This window comes from Sinisalibacter aestuarii, assembly GCF_027923545.1.
Classification (GTDB): domain Bacteria; phylum Pseudomonadota; class Alphaproteobacteria; order Rhodobacterales; family Rhodobacteraceae; genus Sinisalibacter; species Sinisalibacter aestuarii.
On sequence record NZ_BROH01000011.1, the window covers coordinates 1 to 23987 of the forward strand.

The following is a 23987-nucleotide window of genomic DNA, read 5'->3' on the forward strand; positions in this document are numbered from 1 at the left end:
AAGGTGATCGTCTCGGGCGGGCGTGGCGTCGGCTCGGAAGAGAACTTCGCGCTGATCGGGGCGCTGGCCGACAAGCTGGGGGCGGCGGTGGGCGCCTCGCGCGCGGCGGTCGACTCGGGCTTCGCGCCGAACGATCTGCAGGTCGGCCAGACCGGCAAGGTGGTCGCGCCGGAGCTCTACATCGCGGTCGGGATCTCCGGCGCGATCCAGCACCTGGCGGGGATGAAGGATTCGAAGATCATCGTCGCGATCAACAAGGACGAGGAAGCGCCGATCTTCCAGGTCGCCGATTACGGCCTCGTCGCCGATCTGTTCGAGGCGCTGCCGGAGCTTACCGGGAAGCTGTGAGCCGGACAGCGCCGCAAACGACAAGGCCCGCCATAATGGCGGGCCTTTCTTGTGGCGGCGGTCACGCCTCGCGATCGCGCTCGTAGCCTGTCGCCAGCGCACAGGGTGCGAGCCAGCTTTCGCGCCGCGACGTCCAGCATTCGTAATCCGGCACGAACTGATCCGGCGCATCCAGCGTGCCGAGATGCACCTCGATTTCATCGCCGCTCCGCGCAAAGACCGACGAGCCGCAGCGCGGGCAGAAATGCCGCCCCTGATAAGCGCGGGTCTCGCCCGTGACCGTCACCGCCGCGGCGGGAAAGATCGCAGCCGCGTAGAACAGCGCGCCGTGGTGCTTTCGGCAGTCGAGGCAGTGGCAGAGACCCACCCGGTCGGGCACACCCGTTGTTTCGAGCCGTACCGCGCCGCACAGGCATCCGCCGCTATGTCGTTCCATGACGCGCCTCCGCCCGGTTGCATTCCGCCATCGTAGCGGCGGCAGCCGCCCGAGGCAAAGGCGCGTCAGGTCGCCCGCACGTCGCCTAGAGCAACCGCGCCAGCACCGGATGCAGCGCGCGGGCGGCCTTGTCATGCGCCGTCACCCCGAGCAGGCCCTGCGCCGCCGGTTCCTCCATCTCGCCGTAGACAAGCCCGGCTGACCCATCGGCGATCTCGTCAGCGCTCACCACCACTTCGACCACCGCCGCCACGTAAGGGCGCACCGCCTCGATCATGTCGCGGTCGACGAACAGCGGCTCGGCGCCGTCGCCCGGGCAGCTTGTGCAGTCGTCCGGCGCATGGTCGGCAAGCCAGAGCAGCACCACCCGGCTGCGGATCTTCGACACCAGCGAGCGCATCCGCGCCACCCAGGCCTCTTTCAGTTCCGTCTCGACCAGCGCGAACATGTCCGGATCCTTCGCCTTCAGCGCCGCCAGCAGATGGCGGGTGAAGTTGAACTCGGTAAAGTCCACCTCGCGGTAGATCGTTTTCAGCAGGGCCGAGGCGCGCAGGAAGCGATCGTTGCGGCGCGGATGCACGGCGTAGAACCGGTTTGACAGGTTCTGCGCCCCCATCACCTGCACCACGCTCACCGCCGCGCCCGAGGCCGCCTGCATCACCGTTTCGTCATTGGCGAACACGTCGATCCCGGCATTCACCTGCCCGAAATTCACCACCGGCCCGCCGATCAGCTCTTCGGTCAGCGCCGGATAGGGGCTGGCGACGAACTTGCCGTAGGTCTCTGTGCCGCCGAGCACGGCGACGTAAGACGTATCGAGCCGCCGTTTCGGCCCGCGGAACAGAAGTTTCGATTTCCCGTACCGGCACGGGACGTAGTCAAGGGCACCTTCGCCCAGGTCATGATAGGCCATACCACCCACTCCTTTTTTCACCCGGTGACGAGATTCGCAGCAAAGCCTTGCGAAATCGCTAAGGTGAGAATGCGTCTCGAATTGTCGGGGTCTCGTCCGGGCGCCTTTCGCTTGCGCCCGGACGACGGGGGCGCATAAGGTCCGGCCAGAATATGAAGGAGCGGATGATGGCAGTCGAAAGGGTCGGGATCGTCGGTGCGGGCCAGATGGGCAACGGCATCGCCCACGTGATGGCGCTCGCGGGCTATGAGGTGCTGCTGAACGACATCGAGCAAGCCGCGCTCGACGGCGCGCTGGAGACGATCCGCCACAACCTCGACCGGCAGGTGAGCCGCGACAAGATCGCCGCCGCCGACCGCGACGCCGCGCTCGGGCGGATCGCGACCACCCTCACCCTTGCCGATCTCGGCCAGACCGACCTGGTGATCGAGGCCGCCACCGAGAACGAGAGCGTGAAGCAGGCGATCTTCGACGCGCTGGTGCCGCATCTGAAGCCGGAGACGATCCTGACTTCCAACACCTCGTCGATCTCCATCACCCGGCTCGCCAGCCGCACCGACCGGCCGGAAAAGTTCATGGGATTCCACTTCATGAACCCGGTGCCGGTGATGCAGCTTGTCGAGCTGATCCGCGGCATCGCCACCGATCAGGCCACCTACGATACCTGCGCGGAGGTGGTCGGCAAGCTGGGCAAGACCGCCGCGCCGGCGGAGGACTTTCCCGCCTTCATCGTCAACCGCATCCTGATGCCGATGATCAACGAGGCGGTTTATACGCTCTACGAGGGCGTCGGCTCGGTGAAGTCGATCGACGGGGCGATGCGGCTGGGCGCCAATCACCCGATGGGGCCGCTGGAACTGGCCGATTTCATCGGCCTCGATACCTGCCTTGCGATCATGAACGTGCTGCATGACGGGCTGGCCGACACCAAATACCGCCCCTGCCCGCTGCTGACGAAATACGTCGAGGCCGGCTGGCTCGGGCGCAAGACGGGCCGTGGCTTTTACGATTATCGCGGCGAGGAGCCGGTGCCGACGCGCTGAAGCGTCAATCTTCCAGCGACAGCGTGTGTTCGCGCGCCCAGGCAATCCAGCCGCGCGGGTCGCTCGCCAGCCCCTCAAGCTCGGCCCCGGCAAGCGGCGCGCCGATCACCGGCCCGTGCGGGCGATTGCAGACATGCACCACCTCGTGCAGCAGCATCGCCTGGCGCAGCGTCGGCGAGAGCCGGTTGGCGATGTGATAGGCGCGTGAATTCTGGCCGCGAAAGTGGATCGGCACCACCTGCGCGCCCGAGCGGCGGATCATCTGGGCGGTGAACACGTTCCACTCCGCTTCCTCCACCGGGCCGAAGGCCGTTTTCGACGTGGCGACCACGCCGGAGGGGAAGATGCAGATCAGCCCGCCGGCCTTGAGCTTGTCCATCGCCGCCGCGCGCATTTCCTTGCCCTTGCGCTGCGCGTCCTTGTCATGCGGGAAAGGCACCGGGATGAGGAAGGACGAGGCCACCTCGTCAAGCCCGGTCAGCACCTCGCGGGTAAGGATGCCGAAATCGCCGCGCACCCGCGAGATCAGCTCGGCCATGATCATGCCGTCGACCAGCCCATGCGGATGGTTGGCGACCACCACCACCGGGCCTTCCTTCGGGATATTGGCGAATTGCTCGGGCGGCGTGGTGATCTCGATCCCCATCACCTCCAGCGCCGCACCCCAGAAGGCGAGGCCCTGCGCCCCGCCCCGGCGCTCGAATTCGCGCACCATGCGGATGATCGAAACCTTGCCGGTAAGCCATTCGATGGCGCGAATCGTGGTCGACTGGAACCCGTTCTCGAACGAATTCGCGTAAGTCAGGTTCCGTTTGTCGTATTTCGGCGGGCCACCGTTCTCGCTCGTCCAGGCGAACATCGCCGCACCCTCAGGATTCTTCGCCGAACTTGTCGGCCACCAGCGCCTCCAGCGCCGTCATCAACCCGCTGGCATCGGCGCCCGAGGTTTCGACGTCGATGGTGGTGCCATAGGACGCGGCGAGCATCAGCAGGCCCATGATGGAATCGCCCTCGGTATCCATCCCGTCGCGCGAGACGCGCGCACGCGCATCATGCGCCTCGACCACTTCCACGAATCTGGCCGAGGCACGGGCATGCAGGCCCTTGTCGTTGATAATCTTCAACCGGCGGGTCACCGTTTCGGCCATGACACGTTGCTCCTAGTTCGGTTTGCCGTCGATACAATCAATATACTTGCGACCCGCCGCCATTGCCGCCGCGGCGGCAGCGTCGAGGTTCAGATGGCGGGATTTCGCCAGCTTTACCAGCATCGGCAGATTGGCCCCGTACAGGATCTTGCGGTTGGAATGGGCGCAGGCGGGCAGTGAAAGGTTCGACGGCGACGAGCCGAACATGTCGACCACCACCATCACGCCGTCGCCGGTATCGACGGCATCGGCGGCCTGCGAAATCTCGGCCGCCTTGCGCGCCTTGTCATAGTCGGCCGCAATCGCGATGGCGCGCACCTGCGTCATCGGCCCGACCACATGCTCAACCGCCGCGAGATACTCCGCAGCCAGCCCGCCATGTGCGACAATCACGATGCCGATCAAACGGTTCGCCCCCCGTGGATTTCGGGCGCCCTGGTGCCGCCCGGAGCCTCAAGCTCACGGTGCCGAATAGACACCCGCCAGCCCCCGGTCGCAAGGCCCTTCGCCACCGTTTCGGCGAGTGTGACCGAGCGGTGCCGCCCGCCCGTGCAGCCAAAGCCGATGCTCAGATGCGCCTTGCCCTCTTCGGCATAGGCCGGCAGCAGAAACGCGATGAGCCCGGTGACCCGGTCGAGGAATTCATCGAACCGCGGGTCTTCAGCCACATAGCGGCGCACGGCCTCGTCCTTGCCGGTGAGCGGGCGCAGATCCGCCTCCCAGTGCGGGTTGCGCAGGAAGCGCACGTCGAACACCAGATCGAGGCCATGCGGCACGCCGCGCTTGTAGGAAAAGCTCTGCACGGCGATCGACAGCGTGTCGCCCTCGTCGAGCCCGATCCAGTGCAGAAGCTCGGACTTGAGGTCGTGGATGGTCAGATCGGAGGTGTCGATCAGGATGTCGGCGCGGGCGCGCACCGGGGCGAGCAGCTCGATCTCGCGGGCAATGCCCTGGATCGGGTTTTCGTCGCCCGAAAGCGGGTGGCGCCGGCGGGTTTCGGAATAGCGCTTCGACAGCACGTCGGGGCGGCAATCGAGGTAGAGAAGTTCGACATCGAGGCGCGGATCGGTCTGCAGCGCGTCAATGGTTTCGGCCAGCGCCTTGGCGGAAAAGCCGCGCGTGCGCACGTCGATCCCCAGGGCCAGCGGATGGTCGACCGGGCCGCCGGCGAGCACACGGGGGATCAGGCGCATCGGCAGGTTGTCGATCACCTCGTAGCCGAAATCCTCCAGCGCCCGGATCGCCGTGGTGCGCCCGGCGCCTGATGGCCCGGTGACGAGCACCACGTGCTGCGGGCGGCGCTTCGCCTTGCCATTGGTCGCTGTCGCCGCATCAGACATCGTGCCAGAGCCCACCTTTCAACAGGGCGAGTATGGCACTCGCGAAATGGGGGGCGTCAACCCTTCGCAGGTGCAGAATCGCCTGTCCGAGCACCTCTTTTGTGCGCGGTGCGGGCAAGCGGGCGGTCTCGACGGCGCCCATCTCCACCACCAGCGTGAGCGGGGCCGGCGGATGGCCTTCGCTGCGGATCAGTCCGACGCCGCGCGCCTCGATCACGCCCGCCAGCCGCTCCGGCGGCAGCGCCCAGGGCCAGCCATCGCGTAACACGAGCCGGGTGCGGTCGTCGGCGATCAGGCGGGCACCCCGCGAGATGAGGTCGAGCGCCAGGCCGGATTTGCCGCTGCCGGACGGCCCCTCGATCAGAACCGCACGGCCATCGACGGCAACGGCGCTGGCATGACGGGTTTCGGATGCAGGGGGGGCGCCTTGCGGCACGGTCACACCGGCAGGCCCACGACGAAGCGGGCGCCGAGCGGCTCGGAGGTGATATCGGCATCCGTCGGGCGGATGTTCTCGGCCCAGATCACACCGCCATGCGCCTCGACGATCTGCTTGGATATGGCAAGGCCGAGGCCGGAATTGTTGCCGAACTGGTTTTCGGGCCGCTGGCTGTAGAAGCGGTTGAAGATCTTGGTCAGCGCCTCTTCCGGGATGCCGGGGCCGGTATCCTCGACCACGACGAGCACCCGGTTGTCGCGCTGGCGGGCCCAGACGCGGATCGCGTCGCCCTCTTCGCAGAAGCTGGTGGCGTTGGAGATCAGGTTGACGAAAACCTGCGCCAGCCGCGCTTCCAGACCGTTGATGACGATCTTGTCGGACGGCAGGTCGCTGATGAAATCCACGCCCTTCTGATGCGCCTCGTTGCCGAGATATTCGCCGAGATTGCGCAGCATCTTGAGAAGGTCGAAAGGCTCCTCCTCTTCCTTCACCAGCTCGCTGTCGAGGCGGGAGGCGTTGGAAATGTCGCTCACCAGCCGGTCGAGCCGGCGCACATCGTGATCGACCACGTCGAGCAGGCGGTTGCGCTGCTCTTCCTTGGTGGCAAGCCGCAGAGTGCCGACGGCGGAGCGCAGGCTCGCCAGCGGGTTCTTGATTTCGTGCGCCACGTCGGCGGCGAATTGTTCGTTGGCGTCGATCCGGTCGTACAGGGCGGCGACCATGCCGCGCAGCGCCTTCGACAGCCGCCCGATCTCGTCGGGCCGGCCGGTGAGGTCGGGTATGCGGACCCGGCCCGGATTGACCTTGCGCGAATTCTTGTCGCGGCCGATCTCGGCGGCGGCGGCAAGGTCGGCCAGCGGGTTGGCGATGGTCGAGGCCAGCACGAGGCTGAGGCCGATGGAGACGAGGATCGCGATCAGGAACATCTGCAGGATCTGCTCGCGCTCGGCGCGCACCAGGCTGTCGACCAGCCCGCCGGTGCTTTCCACCGCCACCGCACCGATGACCTCGCCCTGCAGCACGATCGGCGTGGTGACGAAATAGGTCACGCTGCCGTTGGCCCCGTTCACGCTGGCGATGCGGGTGTTGCCCGCCAGCGCATCGCCGAGGAATTCGCGCGCGCGCGCCTCGCCGTCATAAACCGCCGCGCCATCCTCGCCGCCCGAACTCAGCAGCCCGGCAATAAGATCCCATACCCGGCTCAGCCCGTCGGTGATGATGGTCGAGCCATAATCGCGTTCAAGGCCGATGGCATCGGGCGCCTGCATCTGCGGATTGCTCGCGTTCGAGCCGAGCAGCACGCCGCTGGCGTCGAACACCATCAGGCTGCCGCTATCGTATAGCCCGATCTGCGGGATGATCCGGGCAACGCGCTCGGCACTCAGCCCCGGCGTGTCCGGGGCAGAGGCCGTGCCGGCGGCGCCGACCTCGAACACATCGGCGACGATCTGCGCCGAGGCCACCAGGCTGCGCTCGCGCTGGAACAGCAGGCTCTCGCGGAACGGGTTGAGGTACAGAACCCCGCCGACGAGCACCACGAGCCCAAGGATATTGAAGGTGATGATCTTGCGCGCGAGCGGCGAACGGTTGATCGACAGCAGCCCGCGGCGCCTGCGGCCCTCGCGCAGCTCGGCATCGACGTGGGACTGGGGCGAGACCCAGTCTTCGCCCAGCACCACCTCGGTGTCGCCTGCCGTGCCCTTTGTATCGCGCACCAATGTCACCCCATCGTGCAACGCCCGGCCCGAAGGCCGCGCCTGTTATTCTTCGTTGTAACGATAGCCGATGCCATACAGCGTTTCGATGGCTGAAAACTCGTCATCCACCATCCGCATCTTCTTGCGCAGCCGCTTGATGTGGCTGTCGATGGTGCGGTCATCGACATAGACCTGATCGTCATAGGCCACATCCATCAACTGGTCGCGGCTTTTCACGAAGCCGGGCCGCTGGGCCAGGGCCTGCAGCAGCAGGAACTCGGTCACGGTGAGTGACACGTCGAGCCCCTTCCAGGTAACCGCGTGGCGCAGCGGGTCCATCGTGAGCTGGCCGCGCTGCATCACCTTGTTTTCTTCCGTGTCGCTCACCACCACGCCTTCGATCGCTTCCTGCCGGCGCAGCAGCGCGCGGATGCGCTCGACCAGCAGGCGCTGGCTGAAGGGCTTCTTCACATAATCGTCGGCCCCCATGCGCAGGCCGAGCACCTCGTCGATCTCGTCGTCCTTCGAGGTGAGGAAGATCACCGGCATGTTGGATTTCTGGCGCACACGCTGGAGCAGATCCATCCCGTCCATGCGCGGCATCTTGATGTCGAACACCGCCATGTCGGGCAGGCGCTTGTTGAACGCATCCAGCGCGGCCTGACCGTCGTTATAGGTTTCGACCTCGAAGCCCTCGGCCTCCAGCGTCATCGAAACGGACGTCAGGATGTTCCTGTCGTCGTCGACCAATGCAATCCTCGACATGGGAGAGATCCTCTACTGCTCGTTAATTCTACTTGTTTTCCAACCATTGAATCCAGTTTCCCGCCGCAAATCAATATGCAAGCGCGAATCGGGGGCGGGAGTGAGTCAATTAGGCACCACAAAACACGAAAAAAGAACTAAATCCGCCCCGTCTCTTTGAAAGATGGTTGCGCAAACAACCGCTTTGCTAGCGCAAACTGTTCAATCGCGCCTATTCCCACAAGAAAATCACATGGTATAGCGACCTTGCCGCGCGCGCAGCAATGCAGGTGCGGCATGGTGCGGGTTGGCCCCTCGCGCGAATGTGGAAAATCGACGAAACTCCCGGCGCGAGCCGGAAACAGGAGCATCAGATGAGCACAGGACGGGTGAACCCGGCGCAGCGTTTGGAAGACCAAGGCATCACGGGCCTCGGCGACGTCTATTACAACCTGATCGAACCGCAGCTCATGGAGCATGCCGTCAAGCGCGGCGAGGGCCATGTCGGCAAGGGCGGCACCATGCTGGTATCGACCGGCAGCCATACCGGCCGCTCGCCCAACGACAAGTTCGTGGTGCGCACCCCCGAGGTCGAAGACACAATCTGGTGGGACAACAACAAGCCGATGGACCCCGAGGCGTTCGACCGCCTCTATGCCGACATGCTCGCGCATATGCAGGGCAAGGACCTCTTCGTCGAGGATCTCTACGGCGGCGCCGATCCGGCCTACCAGCTCGACGTGCGGATGGTGACCGAGCTTGCCTGGCACGCGCTCTTCATGCGCCACATGCTGCGCCGCCCGGCGCGCGACGAGCTCGACAGCTTCGTGCCCGAGTACACGATCATCAACGTGCCCTCCTTCAAGGCCGACCCGAAGAAGCATGGCTGCCGCACCGAAACGGTGATCGCGCTGAACTTCTCGAAAAAGATCATCCTGATCGGCGGCACCGAATATGCCGGCGAGAACAAGAAATCGGTCTTCACCCTGCTCAACTACATTCTGCCCGGCAAGGGCGTGATGGCGATGCATTGCTCGGCCAACCACGCGCCGAACAACCCGGTCGATACCGCGGTCTTCTTCGGCCTCTCGGGCACCGGCAAGACGACGCTCTCGGCCGACCCGAACCGCGTGCTGATCGGCGACGACGAGCACGGCTGGTCGGATCAGGGCACGTTCAACTTCGAGGGCGGCTGCTACGCCAAGACGATCAACCTGTCAAAGCACGCCGAGCCGGAAATCTACGGCACCACCTCGATGTTCTCTTCGGTGGTCGAAAACATGGTCTGGGACGAGGACAGCATGGACCTCGACTTCGACGATGACTCGCTCACGCCGAACACCCGCGTCGCCTATCCGCTGCATTACATCTCCAATGCCTCGGAAAGCTCGCTCGGCGGCCACCCGAAAAACATCATCATGCTCACCGCCGACGCCTTCGGTGTGATGCCGCCGATCGCGCGCCTCAGCCCGGCCCAGGCGATGTACCACTTCCTCTCCGGCTTCACCGCCAAGGTGGCCGGCACCGAGCGTGGCGTCGTTCACCCCGAGCCCAGCTTCTCGACCTGCTTCGGCGCCCCGTTCATGCCGCGCCGGCCGGAAGTCTACGGCAACCTTCTGCGCGAGAAGATCGCCAAGCACGGCGCAACCTGCTGGCTGGTCAATACCGGCTGGACCGGCGGCCCCTATGGCGAAGGCAACCGGATGCCGATCAAGGAAACCCGTATCCTTCTCTCCGCCGCGCTCGACGGCTCGCTGCACGATGCCGAGTTCCGCACCGACGAGAATTTCGGCTTCGAGGTGCCGCTGCACGTGCATGACGTGCCGGAAGTGCTGCTCGACCCGCGCCGGACCTGGAACGACCACAAGGCCTATGATGCGCAGGCGCAGAAGCTCGTCGGCATGTTCGCCGAGAACTTCAAGGCCTACGAAGCCTATGTCGATGACGACGTGAAGGCGATCATGCTCGGCTGAGCCGGAAAAAATACTGACAGATCAACGCCCCGGCCCGCTGGTCGGGGCGTTTTTCGTTGCCCGCGCGGCGCAGGACGCTCCCTGTGCGGCACAATCTGGCGCGACACTTTCGTACCTGTACTTCTGCAGTTGCGAATTAATATTGCGCTGCAAGTGCAAAATACCTATCACGGACGGGACCGATTCAGGGAGCCTTTCATGCCCAAGGATAGCGCCATGACCCAACCGCTGCTCGACGATCTGCTGACCCTCACCGGAGCCGCCATCGCCCCTGCCGAAGCGGTGCTGACCAAGGCCACGGAGCGCGTGCGCGCGGCGGTGTCGGAAGGCGGCAAGGTATCGGCGGCCAGGCTCGAAGAGCACCAGGCGGCGGCCCATGCGCTGTCGTGGCTGGCAACCTATGTCGAGGCGCTGCGGCAGATGCAGAAATGGGCCGAGGGGCTGCACGCGGCGGGCCGGTTCGGCGAGATGGAAAAGCTCATTCATCAGATCGCTTTCGGCGAATACCTCTGGCAGATGTCGGGCGGCATCCCGATGAGCCAGGGCGAGATTGCGAAACCCGCCGAGATGTATCTGACCCCCGACGACATGGTGCCGCTGGCCGCCGAGGAGGTGCTGACGCTGGCGACCAAGGCAAACAGCCCCGCCGCCCGCGCCCGCCTCGTGGAGCTGATGCGCGACAATGCCGGCCACGCCACTTTCGGCAATACCGGGCTCGACGACGAACTGGAGATGATCCGCGAGCAATTCCGCCGCTATGCCGACGACCGCGTCGTGCCTCATGCCCATGACTGGCACCTGAAGGACGAGCTGATCCCGATGGAAATCATCGGGGACCTGGCCGAGATGGGCGTGTTCGGCCTGACGATCCCCGAGGAATTCGGCGGCCTCGGGCTTTCGAAAGCCTCGATGGTGGTGGTCTCGGAAGAGCTGTCGCGCGGTTATATCGGCGTCGGCTCGCTCGGCACGCGCTCGGAGATCGCCGCCGAACTGATCCTCGCCGGGGGAACGGACGAACAGAAAGAGCATTGGCTGCCAAGGATCGCGGCGGCGCAGGTGCTGCCCACCGCCGTCTTCACCGAGCCCAATACCGGCTCCGACCTCGGCTCGCTGCGCACCCGCGCGGTGAAGGAGGGCGAGGATTACCTGGTCACCGGCAACAAGACCTGGATCACCCATGCCGCCCGCGCCAGCGTGATGACGCTGCTCGCCCGCACCGATCCCGACACCACCGATCACCGGGGCCTCAGCATGTTCCTCGCCGAGAAGGCACCGGCCACGGAAACCGAGGATTTCCCCACCGAGGGCATGACCGGCGGCGAGATCGAGGTGCTGGGCTATCGCGGCATGAAGGAATACGAGCTTGGGTTCGACGGTTTCAAAGTGCCGGCGGCCAACCTGCTCGGCGGGGTCGAGAACCAGGGCTTCAAACAGTTGATGAAAACCTTCGAAGCCGCCCGCATCCAGACCGCCGCCCGCGCCATCGGCGTGGCCCAGAACGCGCTGGAAGTGGGGATGCAATATGCCGAAGACCGCAAGCAATTCGGCAAGGCGCTGATTTCCTTCCCGCGCGTCGCCAACAAGCTGGCGATGATGGCGGTCGAGATCATGGTGGCGCGCCAGCTCACCTATTTCTCGGCCTGGGAGAAGGATCACGACCGGCGCTGCGACCTCGAGGCAGGCATGGCCAAGCTGCTCGGCGCCCGCGTGGCCTGGGCCTCGGCCGACAATGCGCTGCAGATCCATGGCGGCAACGGCTTCGCGCTGGAATACCAGATCAGCCGTATTCTCTGCGATGCGCGTATCCTGAACATCTTCGAGGGCGCGGCAGAGATTCAGGCCCAGGTGATCGCGCGCCGGCTGCTCGGCTGAGCCCGGCGCCACCTCTCCGTTTTGGCTGGGCGAAACGCGAGGCATGTCGCGCTAACGCCTGTGCGCCGTGTAAACCTTTGGTTCAGGATTGGCCGCAGGGTGAACGGCAGATCCCTGCCATCATACTGAAATCACTTGGTTTTCCTGCGACACCAGGATTCTAGAGTTCTAGGGTTGGGCGCATAATCCCTCAACCGGATGCGGCGACGGGCGCGAGCAATCCCGGACATGAAGCGTCGCAGAAGCGTACCGCAACCGGACGTGATCCCTTGCGGTGACCGGCCCGCGCGCTATCGTCACCCCATGCGCATCCTTGGCCCCATGCTCCTCGCCGCCTCCCCCGCGCTCGCCGAACCGCCCGCGCTCGGCCTGCCCATCGACTGCACCCTGGGCGAGACCTGCTTCATCCAGAATTACGTCGATGCCGATCCCGGCCCGGAAGGCGCGGATTTCACCTGTGGCCCGCTCACCTATGATGGCCACAAGGGCACCGATTTCGCCCTGCCCTCCTTCGCCGCGATGGAGGCCGGGGTGACCGTGCTCGGCGCCGCGCCCGGCATGGTCGTCGCCATCCGCGACGGGATGCCCGATACCGGGCGCGACGGCACGCCGCCCGATGTGCTCGCCGGCAAGGATTGCGGCAATGGCGTGGTGGTCGATCATGGCGATGGCTGGCAGACCCAGTATTGCCACATGAAGCAGGGCAGCATCGCGGTCGCCCGGGGCGACCGGGTGGAAGCGGGCACGCCACTGGGCGAGGTCGGATATTCCGGCAACACCCAGTTCCCCCATGTCCACCTCTCGCTGCGCCAGGACGACAGGGTGGTCGATCCGTTCAACACCGATGGCGCGGTCACCTGCGGCGTGGATGACGGGCCGCAGGACGATCTGTGGTCCACGCCCATTGGCTATGTCTCCGCCGGGCTGATCGCGGTGGGGATGGATAGCGGCGTGCCGGCTTACGACGCGATCAAAGCGGGCGATGCCGCGCACGGCACCCTGCCCGCCGACATCCCCGCGCTGGTGGGCTGGGCCTATGCCTTTGGCGGGCAGGCGGGCGACATCGTCGACATCGCGCTGACCGATCCGTCCGGGGCACTGTTCTACCGCCATGAGGCAGCGCTCGACAAAGGTCAGGCGCAGTTTTTCCGCGCCGCCGGCAAGCGCACGCCGCCCGGCGGCTGGGCGGACGGCGACTGGATTGTCGACGCGCGTATCCTGCGCGGCGGCGCCGTGCTTGATGCGATGCGCGCCACGGTGCGGATCGGCGGCTGATTACTTCTCGGTCAGCTTCAGCTCGATCCGGCGGTTGGCGGCCAGCGCCTCCTGACTGTCGCCCTCGGCCACCGGCTGGAACTCGCCAAAGCCCGTCGCCGCCAGCCGGTCGGGCGGGAAGCCCAGATCGTCCACCATGTAATTGACCACCGAGAGCGCCCGCGCCTGGCTGAGCTCCCAGTTATCGGCATAGGGGCTGGCGGTGCCGAGCTGGGTCTTGTCGGTATGGCCGTCGACGCGGATCACCCAGTCGATCTCCGGCGGGATCTCGTCGGCCACCTCGGAGAGAATCGCCGCAACCCGCGCGATCTGCGCCTCGCCCGCCTCCGACAGATCGGCCTTGCCCGGATCGAACAGCACTTCCGACGAGAACACGAAGCGGTCGCCGACGATGCGCACGCCCTCGCGGTCGCCCAGGATCTCGCGCATCCGGCCAAAGAATTCCGAACGGTAGTTTTCGAGGTTGCGCGCCTCGGCGGTGAGCCGCCTGGCCTCTTCCTCCAGCCGTTTGCGCTCGGCCTCTTCCAGCTCGGCGCGGCGGCGCTCTTCGGCGGCCACCTGCGCCAGCGCCGCGTTCAGCCGCGAGCCGAGCGCCTCGATCTGCACCTGCGCCTCGGCGTCGCGCGCCTGCGATTCGTCGAGCACGTCCTGCAAGGCACCAAGCTGGCCGCGCAGCGCCGCGATCTGTTCGTTGAGAAGCGCCACCCGGCGCTGCGCCTCGGCACTGGCGGCCTCTTCCTCGGCCAGCGCCGCATTGGCGGCAGCAAGCAAGGTGGCCTGACGCTCGGCCTCGCTCATCGCGCCTTCGGCCTCGGTTTCGGCGGCGAGCCTGGCGGCGAGGGCAGCGGCCAGCCTGTCGCGCAGATCCGCCTCGTTGCCGGTGGCGTCGCGCAGCGTGTCGGCTTCCAGTAATGCCGCCGCCAGCCGGGCATCGAGATCGTCACGCGCCGCATTGGCAGCGGCGAGCAGGGTCAGCGTGTCTTCCGCCCGCTGGCGTTGCGCCTCAAGCGCCAGCGTCATCGCCGTCAACTCGTCCTCGGCATTGGCAAGCTTTTCGCGCAGCGCCTCCGCCGCCGCGATCTCGGCGAGCCTGGCGGTTTCCTCCGCGCTCAGGGCCGCATCCGCGTCGGCCAGACGCGCGCGCAGCGCTTCGGCGGCGGCAAGCTCGGCCAGCCGGGCCTGCTCCGCCTCCGAGAGCGAGCTTTCCAATTCCGCGATCCGGTCGGTGAAGCCGGAAGCCGCCGCCTCATTCTGTTCCAGCCGGGCCAGAGCCTGCGCCAGCGAGGTCTCGGTTTGCTCGGCTCTGGCGGTCATCTCGGCCACCATCGCCTCCAGCGCCTCACGCTGGGCGGCGGCCAGCCGGGCGGCTTCAGCCTGCGCATCCACCTCGTCGCGGGCCTGGGCCAGCGCGAGGTTCAGCGCCTCCTGCTCCGTGATCAGCCGCGCCTCGGCGGCTTCGAGATCCTCGATCCGCGCCGCGAGCGTGGCGCCCTCGGCCACAGCCGCATCGCGCGCGGCGAGAAGCGAGGCAACCTGCGCCTCAAAGCTGGTGATCCGCGCGCTTTGCGTGGCGAGTTCTTCATCCTTCGTGGCGATCTGCGCGGTCAGCGAGGCGATCAGCGCCGATTGCGCCTCGGCCTCGGCCTGCGCCGCGTCCAGCGACGAGGTGAGCGATCCCACTTCCTGCGAAAGCTCTGCGCTGCGGCCCCGCTCCATGCCCAGCGCATCGGCGAGTTCCGCCACCTGCGCCGACAGCGCGTCAAGCTCGCTGGCCTGCCCCGAGATCGTTTCGCGCAGGATGAACTGCACCACCATGAAGATGGTCAGCACGAACATCAGCACCAGAAGCAGCGCCGTCATCGCATCGACAAAGCCCGGCCAGATCGACGACGAAACGTTGCGCGTGGCGCGACGGGTCAGGGCCATGTCAGCCCTGCCCGCCGCCGAGCTGGCGGATCGCCCGTGTGAGCGCCGCGAGGTCGGCGCGCAGATCGCTCAGGCTTTCCTGCCGCCCGGCGCTCATTTCTTCGAGGATGCGCAGAAGCTGCACGTCGATCGAGCGCAGGCGCATCCGGCTTTCGGCGTCCACATGCGGCCCGCCCTCTTCGCTGCGCCCTTCCAGCGCGGCGATCAGCCGCTCCTGCCCCTCCGCGATGCGGACAAGATGCGCATTGCCGTCGCCCCCGGCTTCGATCTTGTGGCTGAGCCGCTCGACCGCGTCGGCAAGCTGGCCAAGCCGTTCGTCCACCTGCGCCCGGCTCACATCGGACTGGGTGAACATCTGGCTCATCGATTCCATCTGTTCCGACATATGCGCAAGCCAGGCCGTCGCACCGCTGGCCTCGGTCGGCCCCTCGCCCTCGCCCGGCGCAAAGCCGATGCGGGTGATCGAGGTCAGCCATTCCTCCAGCTCGCGGTAAAAGCGGTTCTGCCCGTGGGTGACGAAGAGTTCGAGCAGCCCCACCACCAGCGAGCCGGCAAGGCCGAGCAGCGACGAGGAAAACGCCGTGCCCATGCCGCCAAGCTGGCTTTCAAGCCCGGTGAGCAGACGGTTGAACACCTCGACCCCGCCATCGCCCTCTTCCGGGACGAGCGATTTGATCGTGTCCACCACCGCTGGCACAACCGTGGCGAGGCCGTAGAACGTGCCCAGAAGACCAAGGAAAATCAAGAGGTTGGTGATATAGCGCGTAATGTCGCGCTCTTCGTCGATGCGGGTGGCGACCGAATCGAGGATCGACCGGGCCGAGGCCGATCCGATCTGCATCCTGGTCCCGCGCCCGCGCAGAAGGCCGGCGAGCGGCGCCAGCAGGCGCGGCGGATGGTCGGCGTCATGGCCCGGACGGCCGGAGACATAGCCCGTCACCCAGCGCACCGACGAGCTTACCTGCACCACCTGCCAGATCGTCGCCAGCAGGCCGATGATGAAGACGAAGGCGATGAAGCCGTTCAGATAGAGGTTGGCGAGGAAGACCGGCAGCACCTTGGGCAGCGCAACGTAGACGCCGGCGGCAACCAGCGCGAGCGCCACCACGATGAGAAAGACCTGCCGCATCGGCTGGGTGAAATTCGGCTCCGCGACGCGGTCCGGCTGGTCCATGAGGACCCCCTTGCCTGCTCTGTTTCCCTGCCCCGTGAAGATAGGGCCAAGGCGCAGCGCTGCCAAGGATTTACTCGTGCCCCGCCAAAAGCGCGCGCACGTCGCGGGCCAGGCGCGACAGCTCCGCATCCTCGATGCCAAGCTCCGCGAGGTGATCGGCGGTGTTGAACAGATAGTCGCTGTTCGGCCCGCGCCCGCCCACGGCCCGGGCGATGATACGGCCCTGTTCGGCAAGCGGCAGCCCGCCGCAATACTGGTCGTGATCCGGGTCGATCACATAGGTCACCGCCTCGACGCGGCGCCCGTCGGCAAGGTCTATGACCAGAATTTTCTCCAGATAGGCCGACGAGATCAGCTCCCGCTCACGCAGATAGGCCAGCGTCTCGTCATGCCCCGCCGGATCGACCCGAAAGGCAAGCCCGTGGCAAACCGCGCCGCGCAGCGCATCGAGCGCCAGAACCAGGCCCGGCTCGGCCAGCGTGCCGCGATGATGGATCGACCGCATGCAGAAGCTGCGGTGATAGCCCGGCAGGGCGGCAAGCGCCGTTTCGACGTGGTCGAAGCCCGGATTCCACAGCAGAGACCCGTAGCCGAATACCCAAAGATCGCCGCCATTCATCCCGCTGGCCCTCGCGCTCCGTCGCCGATAGAACGGCCCCAGTCCTACCAGAGAGGCCCCCATGCGCAAGCTTACCCTGCTCGTCACCCTGTTCGTGGTCGCCGCCCTGATCTGGGGGCTTTACTGGGTGATCGGTGCAACCGCACTGGAACGCGGGCTGAACGCCTGGCTCGACGAGCGCCGCGCCGAAGGCTGGGTGGCCGAGGCCGGGGACGTGGCGGTGCGCGGCTTTCCCAACCGGTTCGACGCCACCTTCACCGGGCTGGAACTGGCCGACCCGGAAACGCAGGTGGCCTGGTCGGCGCCCGCTTTCCAGATGCTGGCGCTGAGCTACAAGCCCAATCATGTGATCATGCTCTGGCCCGGCGAGCAGAGCTTTTCGACCCCGGATCAGACCATCGCCATCGGCGCAGAAACGATGCGCGGCTCGATGATCGTGGCGCTCGACCCGCTTGCGCCGGTGCAAAGCTCGACGATCGAAGTCATCAATGCCGGGTTCAGCTCGACGCAGGATTGGGCGGCGACGCTGGCTTCGGGGCAGCTCTCGATGCGGCTGAAGCCCGGCGCGCAGGAGCCGGCCACCTATGACCTCTATATCGACCTGTCCGGTCTTACCCCCGACAGCGCCTTCATGGATCGCCTGCCCGGCGGCGACCGCCTGCCCGAAACCATCGCGCAGGCGCAGATCACCGCCACCGTGCGTTACGACAAACCCTGGGACCGCACCGCGATCGACGTGGCCCGGCCGCAGCCGCGCCATGTGCTGCTGGAGGGCCTGACCGCACGCTGGGGCGATCTCGACCTGCAGGCCACCGGCAATCTCGACATCGGCGCCGACGGCATCCCCAGCGGCGCGATGGAAATCGAGGCGACCAACTGGCGCGACATGATCGAGATCGCCCGCGCCACCGGAGCGCTGAAAGAAGAATATGTGAGCGCCGTCACCCGCGGGCTTGAGCTGCTCGCCTCGCTGTCGGGCGATGCCGAAACGCTCGACGTGCCGCTCTCCTTCCGCGAGGGGCGCACCTATATCGGGCCGCTGCCCGTCGGCCCGGCGCCCGCAATCCGCCTGCCCTGACGTCAAGGCGCCCGTTCCGCGGGCAGGGGTCCGCCGCCCCGGAAATTCCCCCCGGAATATTCTGGCAAGGCGCGCGGCTCCGGCCTATATCTGTGATGGGCCAAGGAAATTCGCGGGCCCGAGGGAGCATGTCTTGTCCGATACCGGCCTGCAGAAACTGGCGTTCTTCCTGCTACTCGCCCTGATCCTCTATGTGTCGATCACGGGGGGCGCGTAATGGCGCAGCGATATGGCGGAGAGTTCAGCCCCGATCCGGGCCGGCGGCCCGAAGATACCGCACCGAAGGGCGCGAAGCGCCGGCCGTTCGAGGGGCAGGTGCGCACCAGGGCCGGCGGCCGGGTGAACTTCCTCTTTCTCGCACCGCTGCCGTTGGCGGTGCGCGCGTTCTTCCTGCCGCCCACCGGGCTGGCGATGACGCTCGGGGCGTTCGGCCTGCTCATCCTCGCCGCATGGCTCACCCGCGAGGGCATACTCGCGCAGGAAGCCTATGACGCACGCAAGATCGCCCGCCGCCCGGCGATGCCGCGCAAGATCGTGGCGAGCCTGCTCACCGGCGCCGGGCTGGCGCTGGCGGCGCTGGCGGGCGGAAACGTGCTCGCCGCCGTGATCTTCGGCGTGCTCGGCGCGGCGCTGCATTCCTTCTCCTTCGGGTTCGATCCGCTGAAGAACAAGGGCATGGAAGGGATCGACGAGTTTCAGACCGACCGCGTGGCGCGCGCCGTGACCGAGGCCGAGAAATACCTTGCCGCGATGAAAGACGCCGTGCTGCGCGCCAAAGACCGCGAGATCGAAGCGCGGGTCGATGGCTTTGCCGCCACCGCGCGCGACATGTTCCGCACCATCGAGAACGATCCGCGCGACCTGACCGCCGCGCGCAAATATCTGACCGTCTACCTGATGGGCGCGCGCGATGCCGCCATCAAGTTTTCCGACATTTACGCCCGCTCGCGCGACGCCGCGGCGCGGGCCGATTTCGTGCAGCTTCTCGACGATCTGGAAGCCAATTTCACCGGCAAGACACAGAAGCTGCTTATCGAGGACAAGACCGATCTCAGCATCGAGATCGACGTTCTGCGCGAAAGACTGGCGCGCGAGGGCGTGCAATTGAACCGAGATTAGAGTTTAGCCAGGGAGTGCCCCCCATGTCTGTCGTCAATACCCGTGAACAAGCGCAGGCCGCGCTCAAGGAGGTCGAAGACGTGACCGCCGTTATTCTGCCGGAGCCGTCGACGGCACTGGTGCCGCTCGAAGAGGCCGACGAGGCGCAGGGCGCCGAGATTCGCAAGCGCATGGGCGAGATCGACATGGGCAACAGCCAGTCGATCATCGAGTTCGGCTCGGCGGCGCAGGCCGAATTGCAGGTGATCAGCCAGGAAATGCTGCAGGGCGTGCGCAACAAGGATGTGGGCCCGGCGGGCGACAGCCTGCGCTCGATCGTCACCACCATTCGCGGCTTCAGCGTGTCGGAGCTCGACATGCGCCGCCAGCGCTCGTTCTGGGAAAAGCTGCTGGGCCGCGCCGCGCCCGCCGCCAAGTTCATGGCGCGTTACGAGGATGTGCAGGGCCAGATCGACAAGATCACCGACAATCTGCTCGGCCATGAGCACACGCTTCTGAAAGATATCAAATCGCTCGACGTGCTCTATGAGAAGACGCTCGATTTTTACGAGGAGCTGGCGCTCTACATCGCCGCCGGCGAGGCCAAGCTGAAAGAGCTGGATGACGAGACCATCCCCGCGAAGGAAAAGGAAGTCGATGCCGCGCCGGAAGATGACGGCGTGATCAAGGCGCAGGAGCTGCGCGATCTGCGCGCCGCGCGCGACGATCTGGAGCGCCGGGTGCATGACCTCAAGCTCACCCGCCAGGTGACGATGCAAAGCCTGCCCTCGATCCGGCTGGTGCAGGAGAACGACAAGTCGCTGGTGACCAAGATCAACTCGACGCTCGTCAACACCGTGCCGCTGTGGGAAACCCAGTTGGCGCAGGCGGTCACCATCCAGCGCTCGGCCGATGCGGCGGCGGCGGTGAAGGAGGCGACCGACCTCACCAATGAACTGCTCAAGGCCAATGCCCAGAACCTGCGCGAAGCCAACAAGATGGTGCGCGAGGAAATGGAACGCGGCGTGTTCGACATCGAGGCGATCAAATCGGCCAATGCCGATCTCATCGCCACGATTCAGGAAAGCCTGCAGATCGCCGACGAGGGCAAGGCCCGGCGCGCGGCGGCCGAGGAAGAGCTGAAGAAGATGGAAGAAGAATTGAAGGCCACGCTCGCCTCCGCCAAGGCGAAGGCCACCGGTCTCGGCCATGCGGTCGGTAGCGCGGTGGAGGAGAAATAACACCATGATCCCCCGCGCGAGGGTTGCCCCCGCTCTTGCCCTTGCCGCCAGCGCTCTGCTGGCCGGCTGCGCCGGCGATTTCGCCGCCATGCCGTCGGCCCCGCCGATGGCGCGGCCCGATTTCGACGAGATCGCGGCGCCCGACAGCGGCGCAAGCGCCGAGCTTGCCGATTATTACCGGCGGGTGCAGAACGGGCTCTTGAGCCAGGGCCTGTTGCGGACCGATGGCGGCGGGCCCGATGCGCCCTATTCCGAGCGCGACCTGGTGCGCAATTTCCTCAAGATCGCCTTCTACGAGGAATATGCCGATGCCGGCGGGCGCCTCGTGGCGCGCGAAAGCGCCAGCCGGATGCATCGCTGGGCCAAGCCGGTCACGCTCTCGGTCGAGTTCGGCGCCTCCGTCGACCCGGCGAGCCGCAGCCGCGACACCAACGAGTTGCGCAGCTTCGTGAACCGTCTGGCCCGCGTCACCGGCCACCCGGTGCAGAACGTCGCCGCCGGCTCGGGCAATTTCCGCGTGTTCATCGTGAACGAAGACGAGCGCCGCGCCCTTGGCCCGGTGCTCAAGCGGATCATGCCCAACATCTCGGCCACCGCGCTCAACACGGTGATCAACCTGCCGCGCTCGACCTATTGCCTCGCCTTCGCCACCGACCCGGAACAGGACGGCACCTACGATCAGGCGGTGGCGGTGATCCGTGCCGAGCATCCCGACCTGTTGCGCGCCTCCTGCATCCAGGAGGAAGTGGCGCAGGGCTTGGGCCTGTCGAACGATTATGCGCTGGCGCGGCCCTCGATCTTCAACGACGACGAGGAATTCGGCTTTCTCACCACGCATGACGAACTTCTTTTGAAAATGCTCTACGATAAGCGCCTCACGCCCGGCATGTCCGAGACCGAGGCCCGCCCCATCGTCGAGCAGATTGCAGCCGAACTGTTGGGCGGCGAAGTATAGGAGACCAACATGGGCATTCTCGATTTTCTCTCTGGCCAATTCATCGACGTCATTCACTGGACGGACGACACCCGCGACACGATGGTCTGGCGCTTCGAGCGCGAGGGCCATGAGATCAAGTATGGCGCCAAGCTGACCGTGCGCGAGGGGCAATCGGCGGTTTTCGTGCATGAGGGGCAGCTGGCCGATGTGTTCACCCCCGGTCTCTACCTGCTTGAGACCAACAACATGCCGATCCTGACCAGCCTCCAGCACTGGGATCACGGCTTCAAATCGCCGTTCAAATCCGAGATCTATTTCGTCAACACCACCCGGTTCAACGACCTCAAATGGGGAACGAAAAACCCGATCATGTGCCGTGATCCCGAGTTCGGCCCGGTGCGCATCCGCGCCTTCGGCACCTATACCGTGCGGGTGACCGATCCCGGCAAGTTCCTCACCGAGATCGTCGGCACCGACGGTGAGTTCACGATGGACGAGATCAGCTTCCAGATCCGCAACATCATCGTGCAAAGCTTCAGCCGGATCGTAGCGGGCTCGGGCATTCCGGTGCTCGACATGGCGGCCAATACGATGGATCTGGGCAAGCTGGTGGCGTCGGAGCTGTCGAAGGCCGTGGCCGAATACGGCCTCGAAATCCCCGAATTCTACATCGAAAACATCTCGCTGCCGCCAGCGGTGGAAGCGGCGCTCGACAAGCGCACCTCGATGGGGATCGTCGGCGACTTGCAGAAATACATGCAGTTCAACGCCGCCGAGGCGATGGGCGCGGAAAACTCGGCGATGGCGTCGAGCATGGGTGCCGGCATGGGCGCCGCGATGGGGATGGGCATGGCCGGGATGGCCGGCCCCTGGGGCGCGGCCCCGGCTGCCGCCGCCCCCGCCGCGCAACCCGCGCCGCCGCCTCCGCCGCCGGTCGAAAAGGTCTGGCACATCGCGGTGAACGGCGAAACGAAAGGCCCGTTCAGCCGGGCGACAATGGGCCAGAAGGCCGCCGCCGGCGAGCTGACCCGCGAAAGCCTGGTCTGGACCGCCGGTCAGGATGGCTGGAAACCGGCCGAGGACGTGGCCGATCTCGCCACGCTCTTCACCATCCTGCCGCCGCCCCCGCCGCCCGCGGGGTGATCCCGCCGTGCCCGAGGTGATCCGCAGCGCCGATTGCGCCAACTCGCCCAAGAACGCCCGGGCCGAGGAGATTGCCCTCGCGCTGATGGGCGTGGGCGAGCTGGCCGAGAGCCTGCTGGCCGAAAACGCCGTCTGGGACGGGGCGACCGGCGCGCGCGCGGGCCGCTCGGCCATCCTCGCCGCCTGCGCCGATCAGCCCAAGGCCGACAAGATCCGCGTCGAACAGGTGGTCACCCATGGCGCGGCGGGCTCGGTCTCGGGCCGGATCACCCGGGGCGGAGAGACGCGGCTCTATTGCCACGTCATCCGCTTCACCTCCGCCGCCGCGAAACAGGTGGCGCAACTCGTCTCATTCGAACACCCCGGAGGCAAATGACATGTCCGACGAGGTCATCCTCGAAGAACCGGGCCGCCCGGAAGAAGAGCACCGCTTCCCCTGCCCGCAATGCGGCGCCGATCTGCGCTTCGATGCTCAGGGCGGCCAGCTCATGTGCGATCATTGCGGTTATTCGGAAGCCATCGAGGGCCATGGCGGCAAGGTCGCGGCGATCAACGAGCTCGATTTCCGCGCCGCGCTCGACGCGCAATTGCCCGACGCCGAGATGGAAGATATCCGCATCTCGCAATGCCCCAATTGCGGCGCGCAGGTCGAGTTCGACGAGGCGCTGCACGCCACCGAATGCCCGTTCTGCGCTACACCCGTGGTGACCGATACCGGCACCACCCGCCATATCAAGCCCAAGGCGCTCCTGCCCTTCGCCATTGAGGAACGCGATGCGCGCAAGGCGATGAGTGACTGGCTCGGGCGTCTCTGGTTCGCGCCCAACGGCTTGCAGGAATACGCCCGCAAAGGCCGCAAGCTGACGGGCATCTACGTGCCTTACTGGACCTTCGACGCCGATACCAAATCGTCCTACCGCGGCGAGCGCGGCACGGTCTATTACGTGACCAGAACCGTGATGCGCGATGGCAAGCCCACGCAGGTGCGCGAGCAGCGCATCCGCTGGAGCCCGAAATCGGGCCGGGTCGCACGGTTTTTCGACGATGTGCTGGTGCTCGCCTCGCGCTCGCTGCCAAAAAAATACACCGACGCGCTGGAGCCGTGGGATCTGGCCGCGCTGGAGCCCTACCGGCCCGAATACCTGGCGGGTTACAGCGCCGAGGGCTACACGGTAGAACTGGACGAGGGCTACAATCAGGCGCGCGACTACATGGATGCGGTGATCCTGCGCGACGTGAAATTCGACATCGGCGGCGACCGCCAGCGCGTGCATGACATCCAGACCAGTGTGAAGGACGTGACCTTCAAGCACATCCTGCTGCCAGTCTGGATGGCGGCCTACAAGTATCGCGGCAAAACCTACCGCTTCGTGGTCAACGGCCGCACCGGCAAGGTGCAGGGCGAGCGGCCCTGGTCGGCATGGAAGATCGCGCTGGCACTGATCGCGCTGGCCATCGTCGGCGGCGTGGCGGGCTATTTCGCGGCGCAGGGGCAGTAGAGCGCCGTTTCACGGTTTCAGACAAAAAAGAGGCGGCCCCTTTC

Annotated in this window: 24 protein-coding genes; 12 read left to right on the plus strand and 12 right to left on the minus strand. The window is 66.1% G+C overall.

The genetic code is table 11. From position 1 onward, the window contains the following. Positions 1-348, plus strand: a 348-nt coding sequence (locus QMG28_RS15840; RefSeq protein WP_281843292.1) for an electron transfer flavoprotein subunit alpha/FixB family protein, incomplete at its 5' end; no start/stop codon positions are given. 61 nt (positions 349-409) lie between these two features. Here QMG28_RS15840 and QMG28_RS15845 read toward each other — a convergent pair. Further along, positions 410-784, minus strand: a complete 375-nt coding sequence (locus QMG28_RS15845) for a GFA family protein (RefSeq protein ID WP_281843293.1) — start codon at positions 782-784, stop codon at positions 410-412. An 85-nt stretch (positions 785-869) separates the two neighbouring features. Next, positions 870-1697: a DUF6473 family protein gene (locus QMG28_RS15850; RefSeq protein WP_281843294.1), complete on the minus strand. Its 828-nt coding sequence runs from the start codon at positions 1695-1697 to the stop codon at positions 870-872. A gap of 167 nt (positions 1698-1864) precedes the next feature. On the opposite strand from QMG28_RS15850, the gene QMG28_RS15855 reads away from it, so the two are divergent. Beyond that, positions 1865-2740, plus strand: coding sequence for a 3-hydroxybutyryl-CoA dehydrogenase (locus QMG28_RS15855; protein WP_281843295.1), 876 nt, complete (start codon positions 1865-1867; stop codon positions 2738-2740). Positions 2741-2744: 4 nt separating this feature from the next. Here QMG28_RS15855 and QMG28_RS15860 read toward each other — a convergent pair whose 3' ends face one another. Genes QMG28_RS15860 through QMG28_RS15890 form a run of 7 tightly spaced genes read right to left on the minus strand, consistent with a single transcriptional unit; the run spans position 2745 to position 8129 of the window. Beyond that, complete coding sequence (locus QMG28_RS15860; RefSeq protein WP_281843296.1) at positions 2745-3599, minus strand: lysophospholipid acyltransferase family protein; 855 nt, start codon at positions 3597-3599, stop codon at positions 2745-2747. 10 nt (positions 3600-3609) lie between these two features. Beyond that, positions 3610-3888 carry an HPr family phosphocarrier protein gene (locus QMG28_RS15865; protein ID WP_281843297.1) on the minus strand — a complete coding sequence of 93 codons (279 nt, stop codon included), beginning with the start codon at positions 3886-3888 and terminating at the stop codon, positions 3610-3612. A 12-nt stretch (positions 3889-3900) separates the two neighbouring features. Then, positions 3901-4293 (minus strand): PTS sugar transporter subunit IIA, encoded by a 393-nt coding sequence (locus QMG28_RS15870; RefSeq protein ID WP_281843298.1) that lies wholly within the window; start codon positions 4291-4293, stop codon positions 3901-3903. Then, positions 4290-5228 (minus strand): RNase adapter RapZ, encoded by a 939-nt coding sequence (gene rapZ, locus QMG28_RS15875; RefSeq protein WP_281843299.1) that lies wholly within the window; start codon positions 5226-5228, stop codon positions 4290-4292. Before rapZ ends, QMG28_RS15870 begins: the two co-directional genes overlap by 4 nt. After that, entirely contained in the window at positions 5221-5670 is a 450-nt protein-coding gene (locus tag QMG28_RS15880; RefSeq protein ID WP_281843300.1) for an HPr kinase/phosphorylase, read from the minus strand. The genes rapZ and QMG28_RS15880 overlap by 8 nt, the downstream gene beginning before the upstream one ends. Next, a complete protein-coding gene (locus QMG28_RS15885) occupies positions 5667-7391 on the minus strand; it encodes a sensor histidine kinase (protein WP_281843301.1) in 1725 nt (574 codons plus the stop codon). The genes QMG28_RS15880 and QMG28_RS15885 overlap by 4 nt, the downstream gene beginning before the upstream one ends. Positions 7392-7427: 36 nt before the next feature. Continuing rightward, on the minus strand, positions 7428-8129 hold the full coding sequence (locus tag QMG28_RS15890; RefSeq protein WP_281843302.1) for a response regulator transcription factor: 702 nt from the start codon (positions 8127-8129) through the stop codon (positions 7428-7430). Positions 8130-8482: 353 nt separating this feature from the next. Here QMG28_RS15890 and QMG28_RS15895 point away from each other — a divergent pair, with 353 nt between their 5' ends. The 3 genes from QMG28_RS15895 to QMG28_RS15905 all read left to right on the plus strand — a co-directional run bounded on the left by QMG28_RS15895 (position 8483) and on the right by QMG28_RS15905 (position 13228). Next, entirely contained in the window at positions 8483-10081 is a 1599-nt protein-coding gene (locus tag QMG28_RS15895; protein WP_281843303.1) for a phosphoenolpyruvate carboxykinase, read from the plus strand. Between the two features lie 198 nt (positions 10082-10279). Further along, positions 10280-11953, plus strand: coding sequence for an acyl-CoA dehydrogenase family protein (locus QMG28_RS15900; protein ID WP_281843304.1), 1674 nt, complete (start codon positions 10280-10282; stop codon positions 11951-11953). 303 nt (positions 11954-12256) lie between these two features. Then, on the plus strand, positions 12257-13228 hold the full coding sequence (locus tag QMG28_RS15905) for a M23 family metallopeptidase (protein ID WP_281843305.1): 972 nt from the start codon (positions 12257-12259) through the stop codon (positions 13226-13228). Here the strand turns inward: QMG28_RS15905 and QMG28_RS15910 are convergent, their stop codons facing one another. From QMG28_RS15910 to QMG28_RS15920, 3 genes are all read right to left on the minus strand, one after another. Then, entirely contained in the window at positions 13229-15154 is a 1926-nt protein-coding gene (locus tag QMG28_RS15910) for a peptidoglycan -binding protein (protein WP_281843306.1), read from the minus strand. Between the two features lies 1 nt (position 15155). Further along, a complete protein-coding gene (locus QMG28_RS15915) occupies positions 15156-16328 on the minus strand; it encodes a biopolymer transporter ExbB (protein WP_281843307.1) in 1173 nt (390 codons plus the stop codon). Positions 16329-16398: 70 nt separating this feature from the next. Next, the gene (locus QMG28_RS15920) at positions 16399-16947 is read right to left on the minus strand and encodes a gamma-glutamylcyclotransferase (RefSeq protein WP_281843308.1); all 549 of its coding nucleotides are present in this window, start codon (positions 16945-16947) and stop codon (positions 16399-16401) included. 61 nt (positions 16948-17008) lie between these two features. Between QMG28_RS15920 and QMG28_RS15925 the strand changes: the two genes are divergently transcribed. The 7 genes from QMG28_RS15925 to QMG28_RS15955 all read left to right on the plus strand — a co-directional run bounded on the left by QMG28_RS15925 (position 17009) and on the right by QMG28_RS15955 (position 23943). Next, positions 17009-18025 (plus strand): DUF2125 domain-containing protein, encoded by a 1017-nt coding sequence (locus QMG28_RS15925; RefSeq protein ID WP_281843309.1) that lies wholly within the window; start codon positions 17009-17011, stop codon positions 18023-18025. 216 nt (positions 18026-18241) lie between these two features. Next, positions 18242-19144, plus strand: coding sequence for a 5-bromo-4-chloroindolyl phosphate hydrolysis family protein (locus tag QMG28_RS15930; RefSeq protein ID WP_281843310.1), 903 nt, complete (start codon positions 18242-18244; stop codon positions 19142-19144). 23 nt (positions 19145-19167) lie between these two features. Then, positions 19168-20364, plus strand: a complete 1197-nt coding sequence (locus QMG28_RS15935) for a toxic anion resistance protein (RefSeq protein ID WP_281843311.1) — start codon at positions 19168-19170, stop codon at positions 20362-20364. A gap of 4 nt (positions 20365-20368) precedes the next feature. Continuing rightward, complete coding sequence (locus QMG28_RS15940; protein WP_281843312.1) at positions 20369-21319, plus strand: DUF2927 domain-containing protein; 951 nt, start codon at positions 20369-20371, stop codon at positions 21317-21319. 9 nt (positions 21320-21328) lie between these two features. Then, positions 21329-22444, plus strand: a complete 1116-nt coding sequence (locus QMG28_RS15945; RefSeq protein ID WP_281843313.1) for an SPFH domain-containing protein — start codon at positions 21329-21331, stop codon at positions 22442-22444. 7 nt (positions 22445-22451) lie between these two features. Continuing rightward, positions 22452-22820 carry a nuclear transport factor 2 family protein gene (locus QMG28_RS15950; RefSeq protein ID WP_281843314.1) on the plus strand — a complete coding sequence of 123 codons (369 nt, stop codon included), beginning with the start codon at positions 22452-22454 and terminating at the stop codon, positions 22818-22820. Between the two features lies 1 nt (position 22821). Then, a complete protein-coding gene (locus tag QMG28_RS15955; RefSeq protein WP_281843315.1) occupies positions 22822-23943 on the plus strand; it encodes a TFIIB-type zinc ribbon-containing protein in 1122 nt (373 codons plus the stop codon). Positions 23944-23987 lie beyond the last annotated feature (44 nt).

Excerpts from the sequence above, each read along its gene's own strand:
- QMG28_RS15895 (WP_281843303.1), top strand. The coding sequence starts at position 8,483 with ATGAGCACAGGACGGGTGAACCCGGCGCAGCGTTTGGAAGACCAAGGC.
- QMG28_RS15920 (WP_281843308.1), bottom strand. The coding sequence starts at position 16,947 with ATGAATGGCGGCGATCTTTGGGTATTCGGCTACGGGTCTCTGCTGTGG.
- QMG28_RS15955 (WP_281843315.1), top strand. The coding sequence starts at position 22,822 with ATGTCCGACGAGGTCATCCTCGAAGAACCGGGCCGCCCGGAAGAAGAG.
- QMG28_RS15910 (WP_281843306.1), bottom strand. The coding sequence starts at position 15,154 with ATGGCCCTGACCCGTCGCGCCACGCGCAACGTTTCGTCGTCGATCTGG.
- QMG28_RS15855 (WP_281843295.1), top strand. The coding sequence starts at position 1,865 with ATGGCAGTCGAAAGGGTCGGGATCGTCGGTGCGGGCCAGATGGGCAAC.
- QMG28_RS15905 (WP_281843305.1), top strand. The coding sequence starts at position 12,257 with ATGCGCATCCTTGGCCCCATGCTCCTCGCCGCCTCCCCCGCGCTCGCC.
- QMG28_RS15900 (WP_281843304.1), top strand. The coding sequence starts at position 10,280 with ATGCCCAAGGATAGCGCCATGACCCAACCGCTGCTCGACGATCTGCTG.
- QMG28_RS15935 (WP_281843311.1), top strand. The coding sequence starts at position 19,168 with ATGTCTGTCGTCAATACCCGTGAACAAGCGCAGGCCGCGCTCAAGGAG.
- QMG28_RS15940 (WP_281843312.1), top strand. The coding sequence starts at position 20,369 with ATGATCCCCCGCGCGAGGGTTGCCCCCGCTCTTGCCCTTGCCGCCAGC.
- QMG28_RS15890 (WP_281843302.1), bottom strand. The coding sequence starts at position 8,129 with ATGTCGAGGATTGCATTGGTCGACGACGACAGGAACATCCTGACGTCC.
- QMG28_RS15930 (WP_281843310.1), top strand. The coding sequence starts at position 18,242 with ATGGCGCAGCGATATGGCGGAGAGTTCAGCCCCGATCCGGGCCGGCGG.
- QMG28_RS15845 (WP_281843293.1), bottom strand. The coding sequence starts at position 784 with ATGGAACGACATAGCGGCGGATGCCTGTGCGGCGCGGTACGGCTCGAA.
- QMG28_RS15925 (WP_281843309.1), top strand. The coding sequence starts at position 17,009 with ATGCGCAAGCTTACCCTGCTCGTCACCCTGTTCGTGGTCGCCGCCCTG.
- rapZ (WP_281843299.1), bottom strand. The coding sequence starts at position 5,228 with ATGTCTGATGCGGCGACAGCGACCAATGGCAAGGCGAAGCGCCGCCCG.
- QMG28_RS15945 (WP_281843313.1), top strand. The coding sequence starts at position 21,329 with ATGGGCATTCTCGATTTTCTCTCTGGCCAATTCATCGACGTCATTCAC.
- QMG28_RS15860 (WP_281843296.1), bottom strand. The coding sequence starts at position 3,599 with ATGTTCGCCTGGACGAGCGAGAACGGTGGCCCGCCGAAATACGACAAA.
- QMG28_RS15850 (WP_281843294.1), bottom strand. The coding sequence starts at position 1,697 with ATGGCCTATCATGACCTGGGCGAAGGTGCCCTTGACTACGTCCCGTGC.
- QMG28_RS15915 (WP_281843307.1), bottom strand. The coding sequence starts at position 16,328 with ATGGACCAGCCGGACCGCGTCGCGGAGCCGAATTTCACCCAGCCGATG.
- QMG28_RS15865 (WP_281843297.1), bottom strand. The coding sequence starts at position 3,888 with ATGGCCGAAACGGTGACCCGCCGGTTGAAGATTATCAACGACAAGGGC.